Raw genomic sequence first — 18267 nt, 5'->3', positions numbered from 1 at the left:
CCTTTATCCTGACGCTGATTTCGACCGGATGTTAACAATGATGAAAAACCTTACTATCGGCTTTTTTCTCAATGATGTGATGGGACGGGACAACTTTAAGTTTTTGCCCGAAATGCAGCAGGTTTCGGCCAGGAAAATGATTCAAAACATGGCCCGCTTAGATGATACGCTAAAGATCTCCCCCGAAGCAGCCCTCATCGAAATAGCGAATGCGGAAGTACTGAAGGACTTTAAAGAACAATCCCCCGGAATATGGTTTAAAAGGTTCCTTAGCATTTATTGCCACCATATAAATATAACGCATACTGATAACGATTCAGCAGCAAAGGGGCGTATTCCCCTGGTGGATGAATATATCGAACGCCGGTGTCATTTAGGTGGCGTTCATCATATCGTCATGTGGATTGAATATGCAGAAGGGCAGTTTTTGGATTGGAATTTTCTGAAGGTTAATAATATTTCACTCCAGCTTAAACGTTTGCATTGGGTGGTTGCAGCATTTGCAGGTCTTTCCAATGATCTTTTTTCCTTTGAAAAGGAATGTATCGATTGCCGGGCAGATTCGAACCTAGTAATGGTTATCGCCTTGAACAGGCCTGAATTGTCCTTGAAAGAGGTGATTTTGCGATCTTCGGAGATAGTCCGGAATCTATTGCTTGAACTGGTTGTGACTTTGGAAAATATCAAGCATGAAATTGAAAACATGGTGGAGACGGTTCCCACCATGGCCGGAAAATTATATGCACATGTGGAGGGGATTGTGCAATGTGTTCAGGCAATCTGGATGTGGCATGTTTATACAAAAAGGTACAAACGGCCCAACTCCATCTGGAAGGAGACTGAGTTATTGTCCTGAATACTGATCTAACAGGCTAGTGGAATGAGGGGTAGGGGAAGGTGGAATAGTCTGAATTTAATACAGAACGGTTTTTTTTCTTAGGTGCAAGGCTATTTTTTTCTGTAAGACGTCATGGTCAACCGGCTTTTTCAGGTAGGTGTCTGCCCCGGAGGCCAGGATCTTATCTATTGTCAAGGCATTATAATCACCGGTAATAACGATTATTGGAATCGTATTCAGTTCAGGAATGTTCTTTAATTGAAAGATAGTGGCTTCTCCCGATAATTCCGGCATATTCCAATCCAGAATAATTATATCCGCCAAATCATGCGGATAACCTTTTTGGGCCGTTTGCAATAATTCCAATCCATTGTTTACGATGGTAACTTGCCGGCAACGCATATCAGTAAGGAACGTAAACAATAAAAACCGGCTGTATTCCTGGTCTTCAGCCATTAATATGTTGACGTTGGAGAAATCGACCAGGGCATCGTCCTGGTCTGCTCCTTTTGGCAGATTCCTGATCTCCCCTTCCACAAAGGGAAGCGTTACCGTAAAACTTGTATAACCTCCCGGTTTGGTCTGTACCTGAATATCGCCGTTCAAACAGGCAACCTTATTTTTTACTATATATAAACCCAACCCCGTTCCCTGTGTTTTACCGGTTTTTCCAGTTACGAACGGATCGAAGATGTCGGAAATTTTTTCCTTTTTTATACCATTTCCTACGTTCGTCACCTTCAACTCCCACTTTTTGTGCTCGATTTCCTGTGCTTCGATGTTAATGGTAGTCCCAATGAAGGCATATTTTACTGCATTGGAAACCAGATTGCATAGAATCTGATTTATATTGAGCGGATCACTTATGATTACTTCGGGCATTTCTACATAAAGCTGGATGTTGATGTTTCTTTTTTGCGCAAGAATTTTATGTACTTCAATCGATTTTTCAAGGAAGGGCCTTATTTCAAAGGCTTCCTTTACCGTTATCTGGGTTTTGCCAGCTTCCAGCTCGGCAAAATCGAGAACATTACTTATAGTATTACGGGCATCGGTGCTGGCCGTAAAGCACACTTCCAGTAATGGTTTTATCGGGGCTAGCGTGGTATTGCTCCTTGCTTCTTTTCTTAATAATTGAGTGACCTGGTAGATACTATCGATGGAGGTGCGTAGATCATGCGTTACCTGAAAGGTAAAAGCCTTTATAAAATGGTTCGCTTTCCTCAGCGCATACTGGGAGTCGTTACTTTTTAAATAAGGCCTGCATACCAGTATGGTTATCAGGATTACGGCACTGACGACCAGAATATGGATAAAATAGGCTGCGTTATAACTAATGTCAGTTATGGCTGTTGTTTGCGGAGGATGATAATAGGCAATTTCCAGGACGGCCAGGTCAATCAGAGCCCAAAAAAGAGCGATCTTTCGTAACTTGCTACCTTTAAAAATCAAATATATAATAGCGATCAGAAGGACTATTGCGAATTCCAACTGAAACAGCTGTTGCAGGTAATAGCCAAAAAACCCCAGGGCTGCCACCTGTGTATAATAAACAGTCAGGGCCGCAGGAATATGTTTTTTATAAAGATTTAAAAAGACTGCCGAAAGATTCAATATGAATTCAATAAAAAGGGGAATGACGATGATCGGCTTTGTCCCAAGATTAAAACAAATAACAAAGCCAATTACCAAAACAGAAGCAGATACTACATGACTTATTGTATTTACCGTTACTATTCTGCTCAAGGCTTCTTCGTCGGTTATGCCTTTTGTACCAATATAAAATGCCTTTTTAATTTTCATATGTTATTTACAGATAAGGAAGCTCTATGGTGAATTCAGTTCCTTTGCCCAATTCACTGCTAACCGATATTTCCCCAATTAGAATTTTTTCAACAATAACCCTGGTTATTATTAACCCTGATTCAGATGGATTATTAATATCTTCTATGGTCATTTCCCCGCTTTGATCTATTATCTGCAGGACCCATCTTTTACCTTCCTTTATTGTTGCTTTAATAAGGACAGCGCCATTAGTCTTTGTTAAATTAAGAACATGGGACAATAAATTGGTGCAAATAAAAAGGATCCTGCTACCATCAGAGATTATTTGCTGTGGGAAATCTTTTGCAATCGACAGGCTTATAGTAATGTTCTTTTTGAGTTGTGCATATTTAGTTTCGGTAATAAGATCTTCCAATAACAATTTAATATTGACGGATTCACAAATGAATTTGCTGATGCCGCCTTCAAACCTTATGTATTCAACCAGGTTATCCAGCTTACTTTTGTATTCCCTGCAGGATAAAGCCATAGTATCGATCAGCTTTTTTGTTTCTTCCTTGTTTTCTGCTGCAAGCTGTAATCGGTTGCTTATGCCAGAGACGGAAAAGAAGGTGCCTACAATTTCATGACAAATATCCCTTAGGAATAGTTGTTTGGAATCGGGTTGGCTATTTTCTGCTGATGCTTTTTCATCGGAACTTTTTCTGATTTTTATTTTTAGTTGCGGTAACCATTTTTTTTCCATAGATAGACCCGTTTTATCAACCTGGAAGCGTTGAAGAGAAGAATTTTTATTATCTGTGCCTTGAAAAAGGTGGTTAGGAGGAGAGTGAAATTTCAAAATAAGTTGGTCATGGCAAGGGTCTCCATGAGCAGAAAATAATGTAATCTTTTGTCTGCGAACAGTTTATGTGGATAATCAGGAGCCAGCTTAAACGTTTAAGTAGGTAAAATAAGGTTTTTTTTAATATTATGGAAAAATGAATAATTTCCCAGGAAATTGCTTTGGTACATGAAAAAATTTGCCGCTGTAGTCGTTTGTCTACAAATAGTTTTCTCAGAAGGCATATTTTGCATTAATTAAGATAAAAGAATAGGATATTTAATAAGATTTGTGGTTATGGTATTCGATTAGATTATGTAGCCGTCCAGGGAAACATCCCGGGACGGTTTTTTTAAATCCAACCATTGGATATAATCGTAATTTAATTTAACCGACAGATATAACCGTATTTGGATGCTACCGATATTGGACACCTAAGAGGATTATTCTTCGGCCGCTTTTTAATTTTAAAATTTAGAAATGAAACTTAGAAAAAAATTGCGATCTCCGAAATCTATATACATTAATTACGGGGATAAGATTACTTATAACAGGATAAAAGCTTATGAAATAGTAGATGCATGCTTTTCGGATTTATACAAAGTGAAAAAACCCCGCTTTTTGAATAAAGGCAACACGGAAAAGCTGTTTGCCAAAATTGAGGCCATGTGCAAGCCCTACCTGCTGGAACGATTTGGATGGGATCCATATAAACCCCATCAATATAAAGGATTCAGGGAAATCGCAAAAAAAGCAAATGTCGAAATTACTTATAAAGGACATTTTTCCCGTGAAAGGAGAAATTGAAGGTAAGCGATTAATCGACTTGCCGAATAATTCGGTTGCGCGAAAAGTTTTTGTTAGTTCTAAATTAATCGTAATATTGCGATAGGAAGGAAATGAACTATGGGACTGACAAAGACAGATCTGTTTACTAAACAGCAGAATGACCTGGCGAATATGGCAAAGGCGATCGGGCATCCTGCTCGTATTGCCATTCTACAATATCTTGTTCGCAAAAATGCCTGTGTTTGCGGGGATCTGGTAGAAGAATTAGGGTTGGCTCAGGCTACTACTTCCCAGCACCTGAAGGAATTAAAAACAGCTGGTATCATTCAGGGTACTATTGAGGGAGTCAGCGTTTGTTATTGTATCGATCCAAAAGTCTGGAAACAGTATAAAGATCTGTTTAACGGTTTTTTCAAAGAAGTGAATCCGGAAAATAATTGTTGTTAGCTTTTGGAGAGTGGTTTGTTGAGTTTTTTTTGTTTTAATCTATCGCAATATTGCAATAATACGATCAGTTGATTTTATGCCAGACATCCAATACAAGGATACTCCATACAAGGACTTCCAATACAAGATTTTATTTGTATGCATCCATAATTCAGCCCGAAGCCAAATGGCGGAGGCTTTTCTCAATAAACACGGGAAAGGTCATTTTCTGGCTGAGAGCGCAGGTATAGAGCCCGGTGTTTTAAATCCGAATGTAGTAAAGGTGATGCAGGAGGTCGGGATAGATCTGAGCCAAAAAGGCACGCAAGGGGTATTCGATGTATTGCAGGAAGGTAAAACATTCGATGCGGTGATCACGGTTTGTGATGCCGCCAACGCGGAAAGATGCCCCGTTTTTCCGGGGATGGTTAAAAAAATAGCCTGGTCCTTTGAAGACCCTTCCGCTTTTAAAGGTAGCCCTGAAGCTGTATTGGATAATACCCGGCGGATCAGGGACGAAATAGAAAGGGAGATATTAAAATTTATACCTGTTAACTTTTAAATTATGCCTGTTAACTTTTAAATCGAATAATTATGCAAACATCCGAAGAAATAAAAGAAATGGTAAGACAGAAGTACAGCGAAATTGCCTTACAGGAAAAAGAAACTAATGAAACCTCCTGTTGTGGTTCCGGTTGCTGCACCACGGAGGTGTATAACATTATGAGCGATGATTATACCCAATTGGAAGGATATAACCAGGATGCGGATCTGGGTCTTGGCTGTGGTCTTCCCACCCAATTTGCCCAAATAAAAAAAGGAGATACTGTTATCGATCTTGGCTCGGGAGCAGGAAATGATTGTTTTATTGCCAGGGCAGAAACCGGCGATACCGGAAAGGTGATCGGCATCGATTTTACCGATGCGATGATTGAAAAGGCCCGCCAGAATGCTGAAAAACTGAATTTTCAAAATGTCGAATTCCGAAAGGGAGATATTGAAAAAATGCCCGTTACGGATGACAGCGCCGATGTGATCGTCAGCAATTGTGTGCTGAACCTGGTGCCCAACAAGGATGGGGTATTTAAAGAAATATTCCGGACACTTAAACCTGGAGGCCATTTTAGTATTTCCGACATCGTTTTGATAGGTGAACTTCCCGGTAAGATAAAAGAAGCTGCGGAAATGTATGCCGGTTGCGTTGCCGGGGCCATTCAAAAACAAAATTACCTGGACCTGATCGAGCAAAATGGATTTACCGGGATCAGCCTGCAGAAGGAGAAGTCAATCGTTGTGCCGGACGATATTTTGAGCGCTTATTTGTCCGTTGAAGAAATTGAACAATTCAAAAAATCAGGTACAGGGATATTCAGTATTACCGTTTATGCAGAAAAAACAACGTAAAAAATTAAGCTTCACAGACCGTTATCTTACACTTTGGATATTTCTTGCTATGGGAGCAGGAGTGGCTTTAGGCAATTTTGTCCCCGGTACTGCCGGGTTCATCCATTCCTTCCAATCCGGGTCGACCAATATTCCGATTGCGATCGGTCTGATCCTGATGATGTACCCGCCTTTAGCGAAGGTAAAATACGAAGAGTTAAAAAAAGTTTTTAAGAATACCCGGATACTGACACTTTCCCTGGTGATGAACTGGGTGATGGGCCCTGTCCTGATGTTCCTGTTAGCGATCATCTTTCTGCGTGATAAACCAGAATACATGGTAGGTCTGATCATGATCGGTATTGCCCGATGCATTGCCATGGTGATCGTATGGAACGAACTGGCGGGTGGAAACCGGGAATACGCGGCGGGGCTGGTGGCTTTTAACAGTATTTTCCAGGTATTGTTTTACCCATTTTTAGCGTGGCTTTTTATTACGATTCTTCCCCCTTATTTTGGATTGAAAGGCCTGGAAGTCTTTATCAGCATTGGAGATATTGCTAAAAGCGTATTTGTTTATTTAGGGATCCCCTTTTTTGCTGGTTTTGCCAGCAGGTATTTACTGATCAAGGCAAAAGGGAAGGAGTGGTATGAACATCGATTTATTCCCTTAATTAGTCCGGTGACGCTGGTTGCCCTGTTATTCACCATTATGGTCATGTTCAGTCTGAAAGGACAATTGATCGTTCAAATTCCTTTTGATGTCGTTCGTATTGCCATTCCCCTTATTATTTATTTTTCGATCATGTTCCTGGTAACTTTTTTCATAGGAAAATCCCTGGGGGCTGCCTATTCACAAAATGCGGCGCTTTCGTTCACGGCAGCGGGCAACAATTTCGAATTGGCGATTGCTGTAGCGATCGGTGTATTCGGCATTAATTCAGGACAAGCCTTTGCAGGAGTGATCGGCCCATTGGTGGAAGTTCCCGCCCTGATTGCCCTGGTCAATGTGGCGTTTTGGTTGAAGAAAAAATACTATCCTTCTTTGGAATCAGGTAACCTTTGATGGAGAATCTTCCAGATTAACACCATTTCAGACTGGTACAAATTAATTCTTTACGAACTTATAAATTCCTCCCTTTTTATTTCCGGGACCCGTATCCGTATTGGTTGTCATGTAAAGCTCCCCCTGTGAATCTTCCCCGAATGCTGTTATTTTTAAATACCAGGGCATATTTTGTATGGTAATTTTACCCCTTTGCCATCCCGCACCTGCTTTTTGTAAATACCAGATCGGGCCAGACCAATCAGCAAACAGATATTTGCCTTTAAAATCAGGTAATTGCTGTCCATTATAAACGTAACCGCCTATTACACTTATTCCTTCCTTATGACTGTATTCGGCTATCGGCATGGAGATCCCTTTTGGATCAGTACCTGTGGCGGGGTTGTAGGTATGCGTTCCTTCAAACAATCTCCAACCATAATTAGCCCCCTTTTTTATAATATCGACCTCTTCCCAAAGATCCTGTCCAACGTCACCGGCAAATAATTGACCGGAGGACCTGTCGAAAGTGATCCTGTAGGGATTGCGGAAACCATATGCCCAGATTTCCGGGCTTACCTCTTTTCTGCCAACGAAGGGATTGTCTTTGGGCACGATATATCCTGTTTTGGTATCGATATCGACACGCAATATTTTTCCCAGCCAGGTATCGAGTTTTTGCCCGTTGCCGATTGCTCCATGTTTATCACCTTGCCCGCCACCGTCGCCAAAGGTGATATATAAATAACCATCGGGCCCAAATTGGATGCAGCCGCCATCATGGTTGCCATCCGGCTTCTCCTGGGAAAGAATGATACGGCCGCTGCCGGTATCCACACGGTCTGCATTTGCCGATAACTTATATTCGGCTACGATATCCTTATGATCGGATTTATTAGAGGAGGGTGCGCTGTAAAACACATAGAATTTTCTATTGGTCCTGAATTTCGGATGCAGCGCGATGCCTAACAATCCTCTCTCCTCATAACCGTTGTTCACCTTTATCATCTTACTACGCAGATCGAGCAAGGGCGCATCTTTTAGTTTCCCGTCTTTGAGTATACGGATAAACCCTTTCTGTTCCAATACCCAAATAACGCCATTTTCCGGAAATGCCAGGGCTGTAGGTGCTTCCAAATTCAGCGCCACTTCCTGTAACTTCAGCGTTATGGCCGGTGGATCGGTATAAGAAGAAAACAGGCAAAGACTAAAGGCTAAAACAAATAACTTTTTCATGTGTACAATTATTTAAAATCAAACCAAAGTGTTCCGTTGATCTTTTCTCCGGTAGCCTGATTCTTCTGGCTTTGCGGCCCCATAACTTTAGCTGCCTGGAACTTTGTTCCTATGGGAGGAATAGCATTTAAAAAGCCGATATCTCCTGCAGGAAAAGGCGGCTCCACGTTATTGTTCGAAAGTGCGTCTTTTTCCCTTCCCGGATGCAGCATTTGCAAGTATATGTTCTTTTCAGCTACATACACGGTAAAGGAAGACTCTTTATTCCTGATGACCACCCAACCTACCTCGGCATGATAACCTTTAAATTCAGGATATTTGAAGGTTTCGCCTGTTATGGTATTATTATACGCCTTTTGCCAAATACCGAATTTCTGCCCTTTCAGCCTGTTTTTCCAAACCCGGTAGGGGCCGCGGCCAAGCCATTTCATACCCGTGATCTTATCTTCCGGATAATTAAAGGTAATCCCCATAAAATCTGAATCGCCCTGCTGGGCATATTGATAATCCAATCTGACGGGGTGTCCGGGCCGGAAGGTCCATGTTACGTGTAAGGAGCCGGCGCCCTCGTAGTCAGCTTCGACAAGGTATTGTCCATCGATCGTTTTTCCAGCAAACTTTTTCAATTCCGTATGGATCCCGGCCAAAACCGGTCCCTCCGATAAGGAGATAGTGGTTGACGGTTTAACCACTTTTTGGATATATCCTGTGGTTTTATCAAAATAATACCGGATGTCATCGCAGATTATGACCAACGAACTGTCTGTTTCCTCTGTTTTGATCCTGGAAGGGATCCTGGAAGGGATCCTGGAAGGGATCCTGGAAGGGTTAATTGAAGATGCCAGCATGTGGTTCCCGGCAGTCTGTCCATGCGTATCATGCGTACCATGCGTACCAATAGCCCAGCTCCAGGTAAAAATCTCTTCTTTCCCGGGGCCATATGCGGTCAGGTACAAGGCATCGTTTTTTGACCAGGATGATGGTAAGCCCAAATCAAGCACTCCTTTTTCACCAGGCAGGAGGGCAGGGGAGGCAGGTACTCCGGTAGCAGTTACAATGACGGCTGTGGCAGATGTGCCTGCTGTCCTGGCCGGAAAAAATTTCACCAGTTTCCAGCTAAACGTGCATTGTTTAAGATTGGTAAAGGAATATCTGTTCTCAACAGGAATTCGTCCATTAAAGACGCTGTCGATAGGGTGAGGGTCGATGTAAACAGGCGACCAGATCTCTTTGATCGCATAAAAGCTGGCTTCCTTTTCGCGATGCGGACCGACAATGCCGTCAGGCGCGTGATTACCATCGGTATCCAATATTCCATCCTTGTCCGTCCTGACGACTGCTTCATCTAAAAGGGCCCATATAAACCCACCCGCTCCATGCGGATGTTTTACCATGACGTCCCAAAAATCATCCAGCCCCGCTCCGGCGCCGCCATCATAAAGACCATGCATAAATTCTGTAGGAAAAAATACTTCTTCTCCCGAAGCCGCCGATTTGACCATATAGTTATAATCGGGGTAATGTTTGGTGTCCGTTCCGTTGAACTTCTCCCAGGGATGCAGTACGGTGCGTTTTTGGGGGTCATACAGGCCATAGTCCTCGTCCAATCCCCTGTTCCAGCCCCCTTCATTGCCATTGTCCCAAAAAACGATGGATGGATGATTTACATCGCGAACCACCAATTCTTTAACCAGCTTATGTCCAACAATAGTATCGTATTTCGCCTGCCAGCCGGTCAGTTCGTCCAGCACATACAGACCCAATGAATCACAGATATCCAGAAATTCCCGATCCGGCGGATAGTGCGACATCCGTACCGCATTCATATTCATTTGCTTCATCAGTCCGATATCCATTACATGAACAGCATAACTCAGGGTGCGCCCGGTCTCCGGCCAGAAACTATGCCGGCAAACTCCTTTGAATATGACTTTTGATCCGTTAACATAAAACCCATCATGTGCCCTGAGCTCCAGCGTGCGAAAGCCGAACTTTTGTTTAACCTGGTGGATAATGCCCTTTGTGTTCCTGATCTTTACGATCGCCTGGTATAAATTAGGAAATTCTGCACTCCATAATAAGGGTTTGGCAAATCTGGATATCAGTTCCTGGTGTTCCTGTGTAGAATCGGCTGCAACAGAAAAGGGTTGGCCCAGATTTTCACCCGTAAGTTTCTGAACCTGTACTTCGATTGTTTGATCTCGCTTAAGATGCTGTGCGTATACGTCCAGATGGAAGGACCCATCGGCGGTTGCGTTTACCGCCAGCCTGTCAATAAAGGTTTCCGGAACAATTTCCAGATATACGGGTCGGAAAATACCACCGAACACCCAAAAGTCGCTGTTCCTGCGTTCCGCGTCATTCACGGAGGAGTTCGCCGAGGTTTTATCCACGGTGACTTCCAGTAAGTTGTTAGCATTATTTTTTAGCAGGCCGGTGATATCGTATTTGAACCGGTAAAAACTCCCCTGATGCACAGGTCCGGCTTGCTGGCCATTGATCATCACCTTAGTGTCCGTCATCGACCCTTCAAAGACAATGCAGACCTTCCTGCCTTTCCAGTTTCCGGCAGCAAATTCATGCTTATAAAGCCCCTGTTCATTGGCTTTAACCTTGTCATGTCCATAATTATACGTGCCAAAACCCTGTAATTCCCAGTTGGAGGGTACGGGAATTTTTGTCCATTTACCGTTGTTCCTTCCTCCGGTACAATAAAAGTCCCAGGGAAGGGTATGGTCCTTGTCGGTTCCGGAGAGATATTTGATAATTGTTCCCTGCGGGAACGCATACCCGCAAATCAGGACTAACCATACCGGCAGCAATATTCTTTTCATTATCGGTTGTTGACGCAAGATTAATTACTAATGACCAATAATAATGAAATATCCCTGACAAAAATCACGCAATCGTTCCCGGAATTCTTTTAGCTTTTTAGCAGACCGGTTCGTATAGCTTACCGTTGCCCAATCAGGAATGTACAATCCAGTAAAGTTTGTACTACCTTATAAATAAATCTGACCCTCCATTACAATGGCAGAGGAACCACTGACCCAGATTCCATCTTCCACTACCTTAACCCGAATGGTGGAAGGGTGTTCCACATATTTCCCCTGCAGGATCAGGAAATCCCGGTCTTTTTTTATGTGGCCAAGCATTTCAAGATAACCTGCCAACGGCCCAGCAGCAGTTCCCGTAGCCGGATCTTCATCGATTCCCATACCTGGGTTGAAAAATCTTGTTTCTGCCAGGTATTTTTCGGCGATTCCGTTTGTGGTAAATAAATAAAAACCTTCAAAACCGAATTTTTCTGAAATTCCCTTCAATAAGGATTTATGAGAAACGGCTTTTTTCAGGGATTCCAGATCTTTTACGGGCACCATTACATGCGGAACCTCCGTTTGCATAACATTGATTGCCCAATCATTCAGGACTAGCTCATCGATGCTTAATCCAACTGCCTCTGCAACAATGCCGGTTGGGATGGTCCTGATTATCTCAGCCGGTCTTTGTTTCATAGCCACAAAAGGCAATCCGTTCTCTTCGGTAATTATCAACGGGATCTTTGTCTCCTTTATTAACACCCAGGGCTCTTCACCCTGATTTTTGAAGATGTCCCATTTTTTTAATAAAGCCAGGCAAACGGCACCAAGAAGGTTGTGCCCGGCTCCTGTTACTTCAAATTTTGCCGGCGTGAATGACCTCACTTTAAAAACCTTCTGTTCGGTTGAATAATTTACGAAAGAAGTTTCCGAGTAGCCAAACTCACGGGAAATATCATGGTATTGTTCGATAGTCAATTCATTTTCGGTATAGACTACGGAGAGCTGGTTACCCTTATATCGCTTGTCTGTAAACACATCCAACACGTAATAATCAAGTTTTTTCATTTTGTCGTTTGATTGGCTGTTTGATAATGGCTAGTTAATATTTGCTGTTTAATATTTGGCCAAAATTAAACCTTAATAGTTTACTTTTGTTATTGGTTAACTAATGGTAACCGGTTACCTTTTGTTAACCAATAAGCATTTATTATCCGGACAGGTCATATGAAAAATAAGAAAAGATTAGAAGCAACCTGCGATCAGGAATTGAATGCCATTCGTGACAGCCTGGAGGTACTGGGCGGTAAGTGGAAATTAAGGATAATGCGCCATCTGAAAAATCACCATGGCGAGACCAATACCTTTAAAAAAATCCAGCGTGAGGTCGAAGGTATATCTGCAAAAATGTTATCGAAGGAACTTCGCGACCTGGAAATCAACCTGTTGGTTACCCGGACGGTATTGAATACAAGACCAATCACGGTGTGTTACGCAATGAAAAACTATGGGCAGAGTGTTTTTCCGGTTACCGAAAGCCTGGTTAACTGGGGATTAAATCATCTGCAAAAGATAAAACAGGAAACTTAAAGATCACCAAAAGGCTTTGGATAGGGGAGCTAAAGATGTTTAAACTCCCCGGTACCACGCAACTGTTGATTTTCCCATGAAAATACTCCATTGCTGCAGGTTAATTTTCCCGTGCTATAATTCCCTTTATTATCAAAAAAATAAGATTTGTAAACCTTTAAATTAAAACTTCGGAGAGGTTATCGAAGCAGGCGTTCCAGCCAACGGTGGTAACTTCAATATAAGATTCATCCGGGAGGGTGGCCGTAAGGACAAGTTGCGTTTGTTTGCCCATACCTGTAAGCACCACTTCAAACAGCGCGGCTATTCCTCCGGGATCATTGGTTCTTGAAAAGTCTATCACCTGAAAGCTGATTTTTGTGGGCGGATTAACCAGGATATAGGTCCCCGTATATTCTCCGGGAAGGATACTTCCATCCTGGTTGGAGAAAACGAAGCGGAAATGGCCGCCAGTCCGGACTTCCATTTCCAACACTTTCATTTTAACCTCTTTCCTGGCACTAAACCATTTTGCGATCAGTTCAGGTGTGGTCCAGGCACTCCAGACCAATTCACAAGGGGCATCAAAGCTTCTTTTTACCACGACCTTTTTTCCGGTTTGCTGAAACAGGGTTGTCTGATCTTTTGTGCTCATTTTTTTGTTTGTTTGGAGTTGTTTGCATTTCCTTAAGTACGGTATCAAGCAGGCTAAACCGGTCCTCCCAGGTAGCCTTGAATTGTTCTATCCAGCTTGTTACTTCATTCAGGGTTTGAAGTTGCGGTTCACAATATCTGTCCCGGCCACTTTTTTTTATGAGGATAAGCCCACAGTCGGTAAGGATCTTAATATGTTGTGAAACGGCAGATCTGCTCATGTCAAAGTTTTCGGCTATTGCATTTAGGTTCTGATTTTTTTTGGCAACCAGACTTAAAATCTCCCTTCTTGTCGGGTCGGCAATTGCCTTAAAAACATCTCTCCGTTCTTCCATATTAAAATGAGTAAGTAAATTCTTACAAATATATATGTAAGAATTTACTTACGCAAATTTTATTTTTATCTGGTCGTTATCTCTAATTTCCCGCCTTTTTTCAAATCCTTGTCCGCTATGAAGAAACCGTCGATCTTTTGGTCTCCAAAGGTTATGTCGGAGATCTTTTTGCCTGGAATGGTTTTGGCCGCATTCGATTTAACGATCGTGAAGATTCTGTTGTCATCCAGCTTTATATCAACTTTATCAAACAGAGGGACGGATACGATGTATTTGTCATCAGCAGGAGAAAAAGGATAGAATCCCATCGCATTAAATACATACCACGAAGACATTTCACCGGCATCGTCCATGCCGGCATAGGCCAGTTTATGTTTGCCCATATCATAGAAATGATTCATGATGCTGTCGAGTATGACCTGGGATTTTTCCTGTTTGCAGATGAAATAGTACATGAACGGAACGCTGTGATCAGGTTGGTTGCCCTGGCAATATTGACCGATGAACCCGGATATGTTGTCCGCTTCGACTCCATCCCAGGGAACGGTAAAAAGAGAATCCAGTTTTTTGTCGAAATCATCGTTGCTGCCGTAGAGTGCGACCAGGCCTTTTGGGTCATGTGGTGCGAAAAAGGAAGACTGCCATCCATTGGCTTCGCGGTACATGTATTCGTAATAAGGATATTGGGGGTCGAAGTTCTTAACCCAATCCCCGTTGGCAAGGCGTCCTCTCATGAACCTGGTAGAAGGGTCGAATACATTCTTGTAATTACCGGTCCTTTTCATAAGCATTCTGTAATTGGCGGTATCCCCTAATTCCCTGGCCAGCAAGGCAACCGCATAGTCGTCATAGGCATATTCCAGGGTTTTGGTAACGGCCGCTTTGGTTACAGTGTTGACAACAGGATGCTCAACCTCCAGTTCAGCTATATAGCCTTTGTCGTTGTATTCATTTACATACCGCCTTGTTCCTTCCACGGTAGCATTTTTAAGCATGAGTTTATAGGCAGCGTTTGCATCATATCCTCTTAATCCTCTCAAATAGGAGCCTGCGATAAACGCGGACGCATGGTCGCCATGGAAGAAGGTAGGCATAAACCCTTTTACTTCACCTTTATCGATCAATGACCGAATGACGTCATTGGTTACTTTTGGTGAAAGGAGGCCTAGTAAGACCAGTTTGTTGCGGTAATCATCCCAGAGGGAAGGTTCCGTATAATAATTGAATCCCTTGTTAACTATTTTGCCGCTCAGATCGGTAAAGTCGCCATTTTCATCGCTGCGCAAGGCGGGCCATAGAAAGGACCGGTATAATGTCGAATAGAACAGGCCCCGCTGTCTTTCGGTGCCGCCCGTAACCGTGATCTTTGACAGGAGGGAATCCCATGTTTGTTTTGCTTGTTTTTTTACCTGTACAAAACTCTTACCCAGCATCTCTTTTTCCAGGTTGTCCTTTGCATTTTGTACGCTGACAAAGGAGAATCCGATCTGCAGCTCCAGGGGTTTGGGCGCATCGATAAAATTAACCACCGGAACTATCTTCTTTTCATTTTTAAGCGAATCTATATTTTTTATAGTATGGTTGGAAACCGCGTAGAAATACATCTTCTCTCCCGCCTGCTGATAACCTGAAAAAACATGATCGCCTTCCTGTGTAATGTTCCAGCTCCTGACCCTTTCATTGGATTGGGAAAGATCTGCCAATAAACGTTTGGACTGGCCGGGTCTGAATGTGTATTTGTGATAAGCACAACGTAATGTCGAAGTTAATTCGGCATTGATACCGTAGCGCTCCAGATAAACCTGGTAGTAGCCCGGATGTGCAGACTCGAATTTATGGTTGTAGGCGGAAGCATAGTTATCGGGAGTTACGGTGCCGGTGACAGGCATTAAAGGAATATACCCCAGATTCCAATGCCCCTTACTGGTATGGATAAACCCATAGATGGTCGTGTCCTCGTACTGGTAACCGGAACCACTGTGGAATTTTGTGACCGGGCTCAGCTGGACCATGGCATTGGGTAACGATGATCCGGGGAATACCTCGGCCCCCCAGGTCCTGTGTGTAGGTTTGAACCCGATGTCGGTACTGTCCCATAAAGTGGCGGTACCCAGAAATGGATTGACATAGTTTACGGGAGTTTTTTGCGCCTTTAGTTGCCCTGCCAGGATCGAATACAGAATGGCTGCTACCATGATTTTCTTCATTTCTATGCTATTTTGAATGTGAAAGTTTGTGGATTGCTGAGGATTGTCGATTGGCTGAAAATTGTTTGTTATCTGAGGATTGCCGATTGGCTGAACCCGTTGCGGATCCCCATTGGTAATTGGGCGCAGGTCCCATCTCAAAAATCAGACTGCCTCCGGAAATCATATCATTTTGGCGGAAGCGCGGTGTGTTTAATGGTTTGCCGTTCAGCGTAGCTGACTGGATATACATGTTCTTAGGGGATACATTATTGGCCAGGATAATAAAATTGCCCGGACTGGTTGCAGAACCTTCTGTTCCTTCTAGCCTGATGGTGACTTTTGGGAATAAAGGGCTGCCTATCTCGTAATAGCCCGATGCGCGGTCTGCCTCATTATAGCCAATTACGCTTGTAGAATACCAACCTTCCATATTGCCATAGTCATCCATGCCGCAGAGCCCGGCGGGAACGGGTCTGTACAGTTCGGTCTGAATTTTTCTGGTCAGGGCCTGTGTTTTCCACGGTTGCCCCACATAGTTATATAAGTAGGGTATGTGGCGGTATTGCTCATTCCCGTGGCAATATAGTCCGATGAGCCCGGTGCAATCGCGCAGGGGAATAGCGTCGGTGGGAAATGGTTTGGTAAAGAAGGTATCGAGTTTGGCAATAAAAGCGTTTGTACCGCCCAGCAGACTGATGAGTCCGGGAATATCACCGATGTTGAACCAAAGATAATTCCAGGCATTGCCCTCCCTGTAAATGTCTTCGGCATGAAAATCGAAGGGGTTCAGCGGCAGGATCCATGATCCGTCCGCACGGCGCGGCGTGAAGAAGCCAGTGGAGGGATTATAGAGTTTTTGATAGGTCTTTGCGCGGGCGAGGAAAAATTGATGATCGTCTGTTTTTCCGACAATCGAAGCCAATTCCGCCATCGCATAATCTTCATAAGCAAGCCCGATGGAGCGGTTGACATAATCATCCACTCCCGAATTGTCGGGAATATATCCGTATTTCCGGTAGGCCGTTCCCGCTGCGCCTCCGCCGGTCATCGCTTCGTTGCGTAATTTCTCATAGGCTGCATGGATATCAATGGTACTGACGCCTTTTTTATAGGCTCCCACTACGCCACCCACACTGCCCGTGCCCCAGTATCCACCGCCCCAACGGCCCTTAAACGGAGTGGGTTTTGGCCCTGTATTTTTCTCGCCCCAGGGAAGGATACTGCCTCTTGCATACCCATATTTGCGATAGACGGCTGTATAGTAGTTGATCTTATCTCCTTCCGTTCCGCCTTCGACAACGGCCCGGCCCAGGATATCACTCCAGCCTGCTTCGGCTTTCTTGTGAACCCCGTCGAAATTCATTCCGGGTATTTCCTGTGCCAGGTTACCGGCGGCATCGTCCTCACTTTTGACGGAAGTGCCGATCTTGACGAGCACAGCTTCACCATCGGTAGTGTTGAAGGTAAGGAAGGCGCCCAGGGGCATTCCGGTAGCCGAAGAAGAACCCGGGGACAGGACAGCATTCTTCCAGGTACCGGCGAAAGAGAAGTCTTTGTTAAACACAGCATGGAAATAAATCCGGGAACTTCCCACCAGGTGGTAGACGGTGTCAATGCCGCAATCCTGAAACCCTTCGATGGTATGTTTATTAATTATGTGCACGGATGCATTCGTGGCGAAGGGCTGGGAGTTGGCGAGGTCGATGAGCACGTTGGCCTGTTGGGAGCGGGGAAATGTATAACGTTGAAAGCCACAACTCCTGGTAGCGGTCAGTTCGACCTTGATACCATAGGTAGTGAGAAAGACCGTATAATATCCAGGCGATGCCTTCTCCCGAAGCGTATCTTTCGCAGACCGGTATCCTGTAAAAGGATCAGAGCGGCTGCCAGGAATCGTCTTAACCGGACCGATCGTCGGCATGAAAAGGAGTTTGTTGTCATCGTGATATTCTCCATTCAAATTGGTGAACCCCATGATGGTGGTGTCTGTGTAACGGTAGCCTGAGCCGCGTACATGATAACGCTCGCCATCGAAACCGCTTACCGGTCCGACGCATAGTTTGCCATTCGGTTCCGTGACCATGGCTCCGGGATTTACGCATCCGTAATAAAGTTCTTCACCTGGCGCCGGATTATTTCCCAGGTACTCCTTGTCCGCGAGAGGAGCGGTGCCGATGAGCGGGTTGACATAATCGACCAGGCGGCTCCTGGTTACGGATAAAGATTTTTTTGAACCGGAAACAGTTTTCTGTGCATTTGTCACCAGACAAAACAGGGATAACATTAAAAAAGTACAAATAGGTTTCACCATAATTTTTATTTTTTGTCTTACCATTCAAGTAATACGTTGATTCCATCGGGGTTATTCGCAAAGCT

General features: G+C 43.8%; 16 protein-coding genes. 7 read left to right on the top strand and 9 right to left on the bottom strand.

Annotated elements, in window-relative coordinates:
- Positions 1-856, top strand: an 856-nt coding sequence (locus ACX0G9_RS29130; RefSeq protein ID WP_459068512.1) for a terpene synthase family protein, incomplete at its 5' end; no start/stop codon positions are given.
- Positions 857-913: 57 nt separating this feature from the next.
- Here the strand turns inward: ACX0G9_RS29130 and ACX0G9_RS29125 are convergent.
- Together ACX0G9_RS29125 and ACX0G9_RS29120 are read right to left on the bottom strand one after the other, a co-directional pair.
- Positions 914-2641, bottom strand: a complete 1728-nt coding sequence (locus tag ACX0G9_RS29125; RefSeq protein ID WP_459068511.1) for a hybrid sensor histidine kinase/response regulator — start codon at positions 2639-2641, stop codon at positions 914-916.
- A 7-nt stretch (positions 2642-2648) separates the two neighbouring features.
- A complete protein-coding gene (locus tag ACX0G9_RS29120) occupies positions 2649-3368 on the bottom strand; it encodes a sensor histidine kinase (protein ID WP_459068510.1) in 720 nt (239 codons plus the stop codon).
- A 699-nt stretch (positions 3369-4067) separates the two neighbouring features.
- Between ACX0G9_RS29120 and ACX0G9_RS29115 the strand changes: the two genes are divergently transcribed.
- From ACX0G9_RS29115 to arsB, 5 genes are all read left to right on the top strand, one after another.
- Positions 4068-4253, top strand: a complete 186-nt coding sequence (locus ACX0G9_RS29115; protein WP_459068509.1) for a hypothetical protein — start codon at positions 4068-4070, stop codon at positions 4251-4253.
- A gap of 99 nt (positions 4254-4352) precedes the next feature.
- The gene (locus tag ACX0G9_RS29110; RefSeq protein ID WP_459068508.1) at positions 4353-4682 is read left to right on the top strand and encodes an ArsR/SmtB family transcription factor; all 330 of its coding nucleotides are present in this window, start codon (positions 4353-4355) and stop codon (positions 4680-4682) included.
- A 76-nt stretch (positions 4683-4758) separates the two neighbouring features.
- Positions 4759-5223, top strand: a complete 465-nt coding sequence (locus ACX0G9_RS29105) for an arsenate reductase ArsC (RefSeq protein WP_459068507.1) — start codon at positions 4759-4761, stop codon at positions 5221-5223.
- Positions 5224-5255: 32 nt separating this feature from the next.
- Entirely contained in the window at positions 5256-6065 is an 810-nt protein-coding gene (locus tag ACX0G9_RS29100; RefSeq protein ID WP_459068506.1) for an arsenite methyltransferase, read from the top strand.
- A complete protein-coding gene (arsB, locus tag ACX0G9_RS29095) occupies positions 6046-7110 on the top strand; it encodes an ACR3 family arsenite efflux transporter (RefSeq protein ID WP_459068505.1) in 1065 nt (354 codons plus the stop codon). Before ACX0G9_RS29100 ends, arsB begins: the two co-directional genes overlap by 20 nt.
- Positions 7111-7152: 42 nt before the next feature.
- Here the strand turns inward: arsB and ACX0G9_RS29090 are convergent, their stop codons facing one another.
- The 3 genes from ACX0G9_RS29090 to ACX0G9_RS29080 form a co-directional block, all read right to left on the bottom strand.
- The gene (locus tag ACX0G9_RS29090) at positions 7153-8325 is read right to left on the bottom strand and encodes a PQQ-dependent sugar dehydrogenase (RefSeq protein ID WP_459068504.1); all 1173 of its coding nucleotides are present in this window, start codon (positions 8323-8325) and stop codon (positions 7153-7155) included.
- 8 nt (positions 8326-8333) lie between these two features.
- Entirely contained in the window at positions 8334-11159 is a 2826-nt protein-coding gene (locus tag ACX0G9_RS29085; protein ID WP_459068503.1) for a glycoside hydrolase family 2 TIM barrel-domain containing protein, read from the bottom strand.
- Positions 11160-11327: 168 nt separating this feature from the next.
- Complete coding sequence (locus ACX0G9_RS29080; RefSeq protein WP_459068502.1) at positions 11328-12212, bottom strand: PhzF family phenazine biosynthesis protein; 885 nt, start codon at positions 12210-12212, stop codon at positions 11328-11330.
- 159 nt (positions 12213-12371) lie between these two features.
- Between ACX0G9_RS29080 and ACX0G9_RS29075 the strand changes: the two genes are divergently transcribed.
- Entirely contained in the window at positions 12372-12734 is a 363-nt protein-coding gene (locus tag ACX0G9_RS29075) for a winged helix-turn-helix transcriptional regulator (protein ID WP_459068501.1), read from the top strand.
- Between the two features lie 157 nt (positions 12735-12891).
- On the opposite strand, the gene ACX0G9_RS29070 is transcribed toward ACX0G9_RS29075, so the two are convergent.
- The 4 genes from ACX0G9_RS29070 to ACX0G9_RS29055 all read right to left on the bottom strand — a co-directional run bounded on the left by ACX0G9_RS29070 (position 12892) and on the right by ACX0G9_RS29055 (position 18202).
- The gene (locus ACX0G9_RS29070) at positions 12892-13368 is read right to left on the bottom strand and encodes an SRPBCC family protein (RefSeq protein WP_459068500.1); all 477 of its coding nucleotides are present in this window, start codon (positions 13366-13368) and stop codon (positions 12892-12894) included.
- On the bottom strand, positions 13298-13702 hold the full coding sequence (locus tag ACX0G9_RS29065; protein WP_459068499.1) for an ArsR/SmtB family transcription factor: 405 nt from the start codon (positions 13700-13702) through the stop codon (positions 13298-13300). Before ACX0G9_RS29065 ends, ACX0G9_RS29070 begins: the two co-directional genes overlap by 71 nt.
- A 65-nt stretch (positions 13703-13767) precedes the next feature.
- Positions 13768-15909, bottom strand: coding sequence for a GH92 family glycosyl hydrolase (locus tag ACX0G9_RS29060; protein ID WP_459068498.1), 2142 nt, complete (start codon positions 15907-15909; stop codon positions 13768-13770).
- Positions 15910-15916: 7 nt separating this feature from the next.
- On the bottom strand, positions 15917-18202 hold the full coding sequence (locus ACX0G9_RS29055; RefSeq protein ID WP_459068497.1) for a GH92 family glycosyl hydrolase: 2286 nt from the start codon (positions 18200-18202) through the stop codon (positions 15917-15919).
- Between the last annotated feature and the right edge of the window lie 65 nt (positions 18203-18267).

Source organism: Flavitalea flava (assembly GCF_054461575.1).
Note: the sequence above shows the minus strand (reverse complement) of the source record. Positions and strands in the feature narration are given on the sequence as shown.

Coding starts and splice junctions, on each gene's coding strand:
- ACX0G9_RS29070 (WP_459068500.1), bottom strand. CDS start 13,368: ATGAGCACAAAAGATCAGACAACCCTGTTTCAGCAAACCGGAAAAAAG.
- ACX0G9_RS29065 (WP_459068499.1), bottom strand. CDS start 13,702: ATGGAAGAACGGAGAGATGTTTTTAAGGCAATTGCCGACCCGACAAGA.
- ACX0G9_RS29080 (WP_459068502.1), bottom strand. CDS start 12,212: ATGAAAAAACTTGATTATTACGTGTTGGATGTGTTTACAGACAAGCGA.
- arsB (WP_459068505.1), top strand. CDS start 6,046: ATGCAGAAAAAACAACGTAAAAAATTAAGCTTCACAGACCGTTATCTT.
- ACX0G9_RS29100 (WP_459068506.1), top strand. CDS start 5,256: ATGCAAACATCCGAAGAAATAAAAGAAATGGTAAGACAGAAGTACAGC.
- ACX0G9_RS29105 (WP_459068507.1), top strand. CDS start 4,759: ATGCCAGACATCCAATACAAGGATACTCCATACAAGGACTTCCAATAC.
- ACX0G9_RS29110 (WP_459068508.1), top strand. CDS start 4,353: ATGGGACTGACAAAGACAGATCTGTTTACTAAACAGCAGAATGACCTG.
- ACX0G9_RS29075 (WP_459068501.1), top strand. CDS start 12,372: ATGAAAAATAAGAAAAGATTAGAAGCAACCTGCGATCAGGAATTGAAT.
- ACX0G9_RS29085 (WP_459068503.1), bottom strand. CDS start 11,159: ATGAAAAGAATATTGCTGCCGGTATGGTTAGTCCTGATTTGCGGGTAT.
- ACX0G9_RS29125 (WP_459068511.1), bottom strand. CDS start 2,641: ATGAAAATTAAAAAGGCATTTTATATTGGTACAAAAGGCATAACCGAC.
- ACX0G9_RS29060 (WP_459068498.1), bottom strand. CDS start 15,909: ATGAAGAAAATCATGGTAGCAGCCATTCTGTATTCGATCCTGGCAGGG.
- ACX0G9_RS29120 (WP_459068510.1), bottom strand. CDS start 3,368: ATGGAAAAAAAATGGTTACCGCAACTAAAAATAAAAATCAGAAAAAGT.
- ACX0G9_RS29090 (WP_459068504.1), bottom strand. CDS start 8,325: ATGAAAAAGTTATTTGTTTTAGCCTTTAGTCTTTGCCTGTTTTCTTCT.
- ACX0G9_RS29055 (WP_459068497.1), bottom strand. CDS start 18,202: ATGGTGAAACCTATTTGTACTTTTTTAATGTTATCCCTGTTTTGTCTG.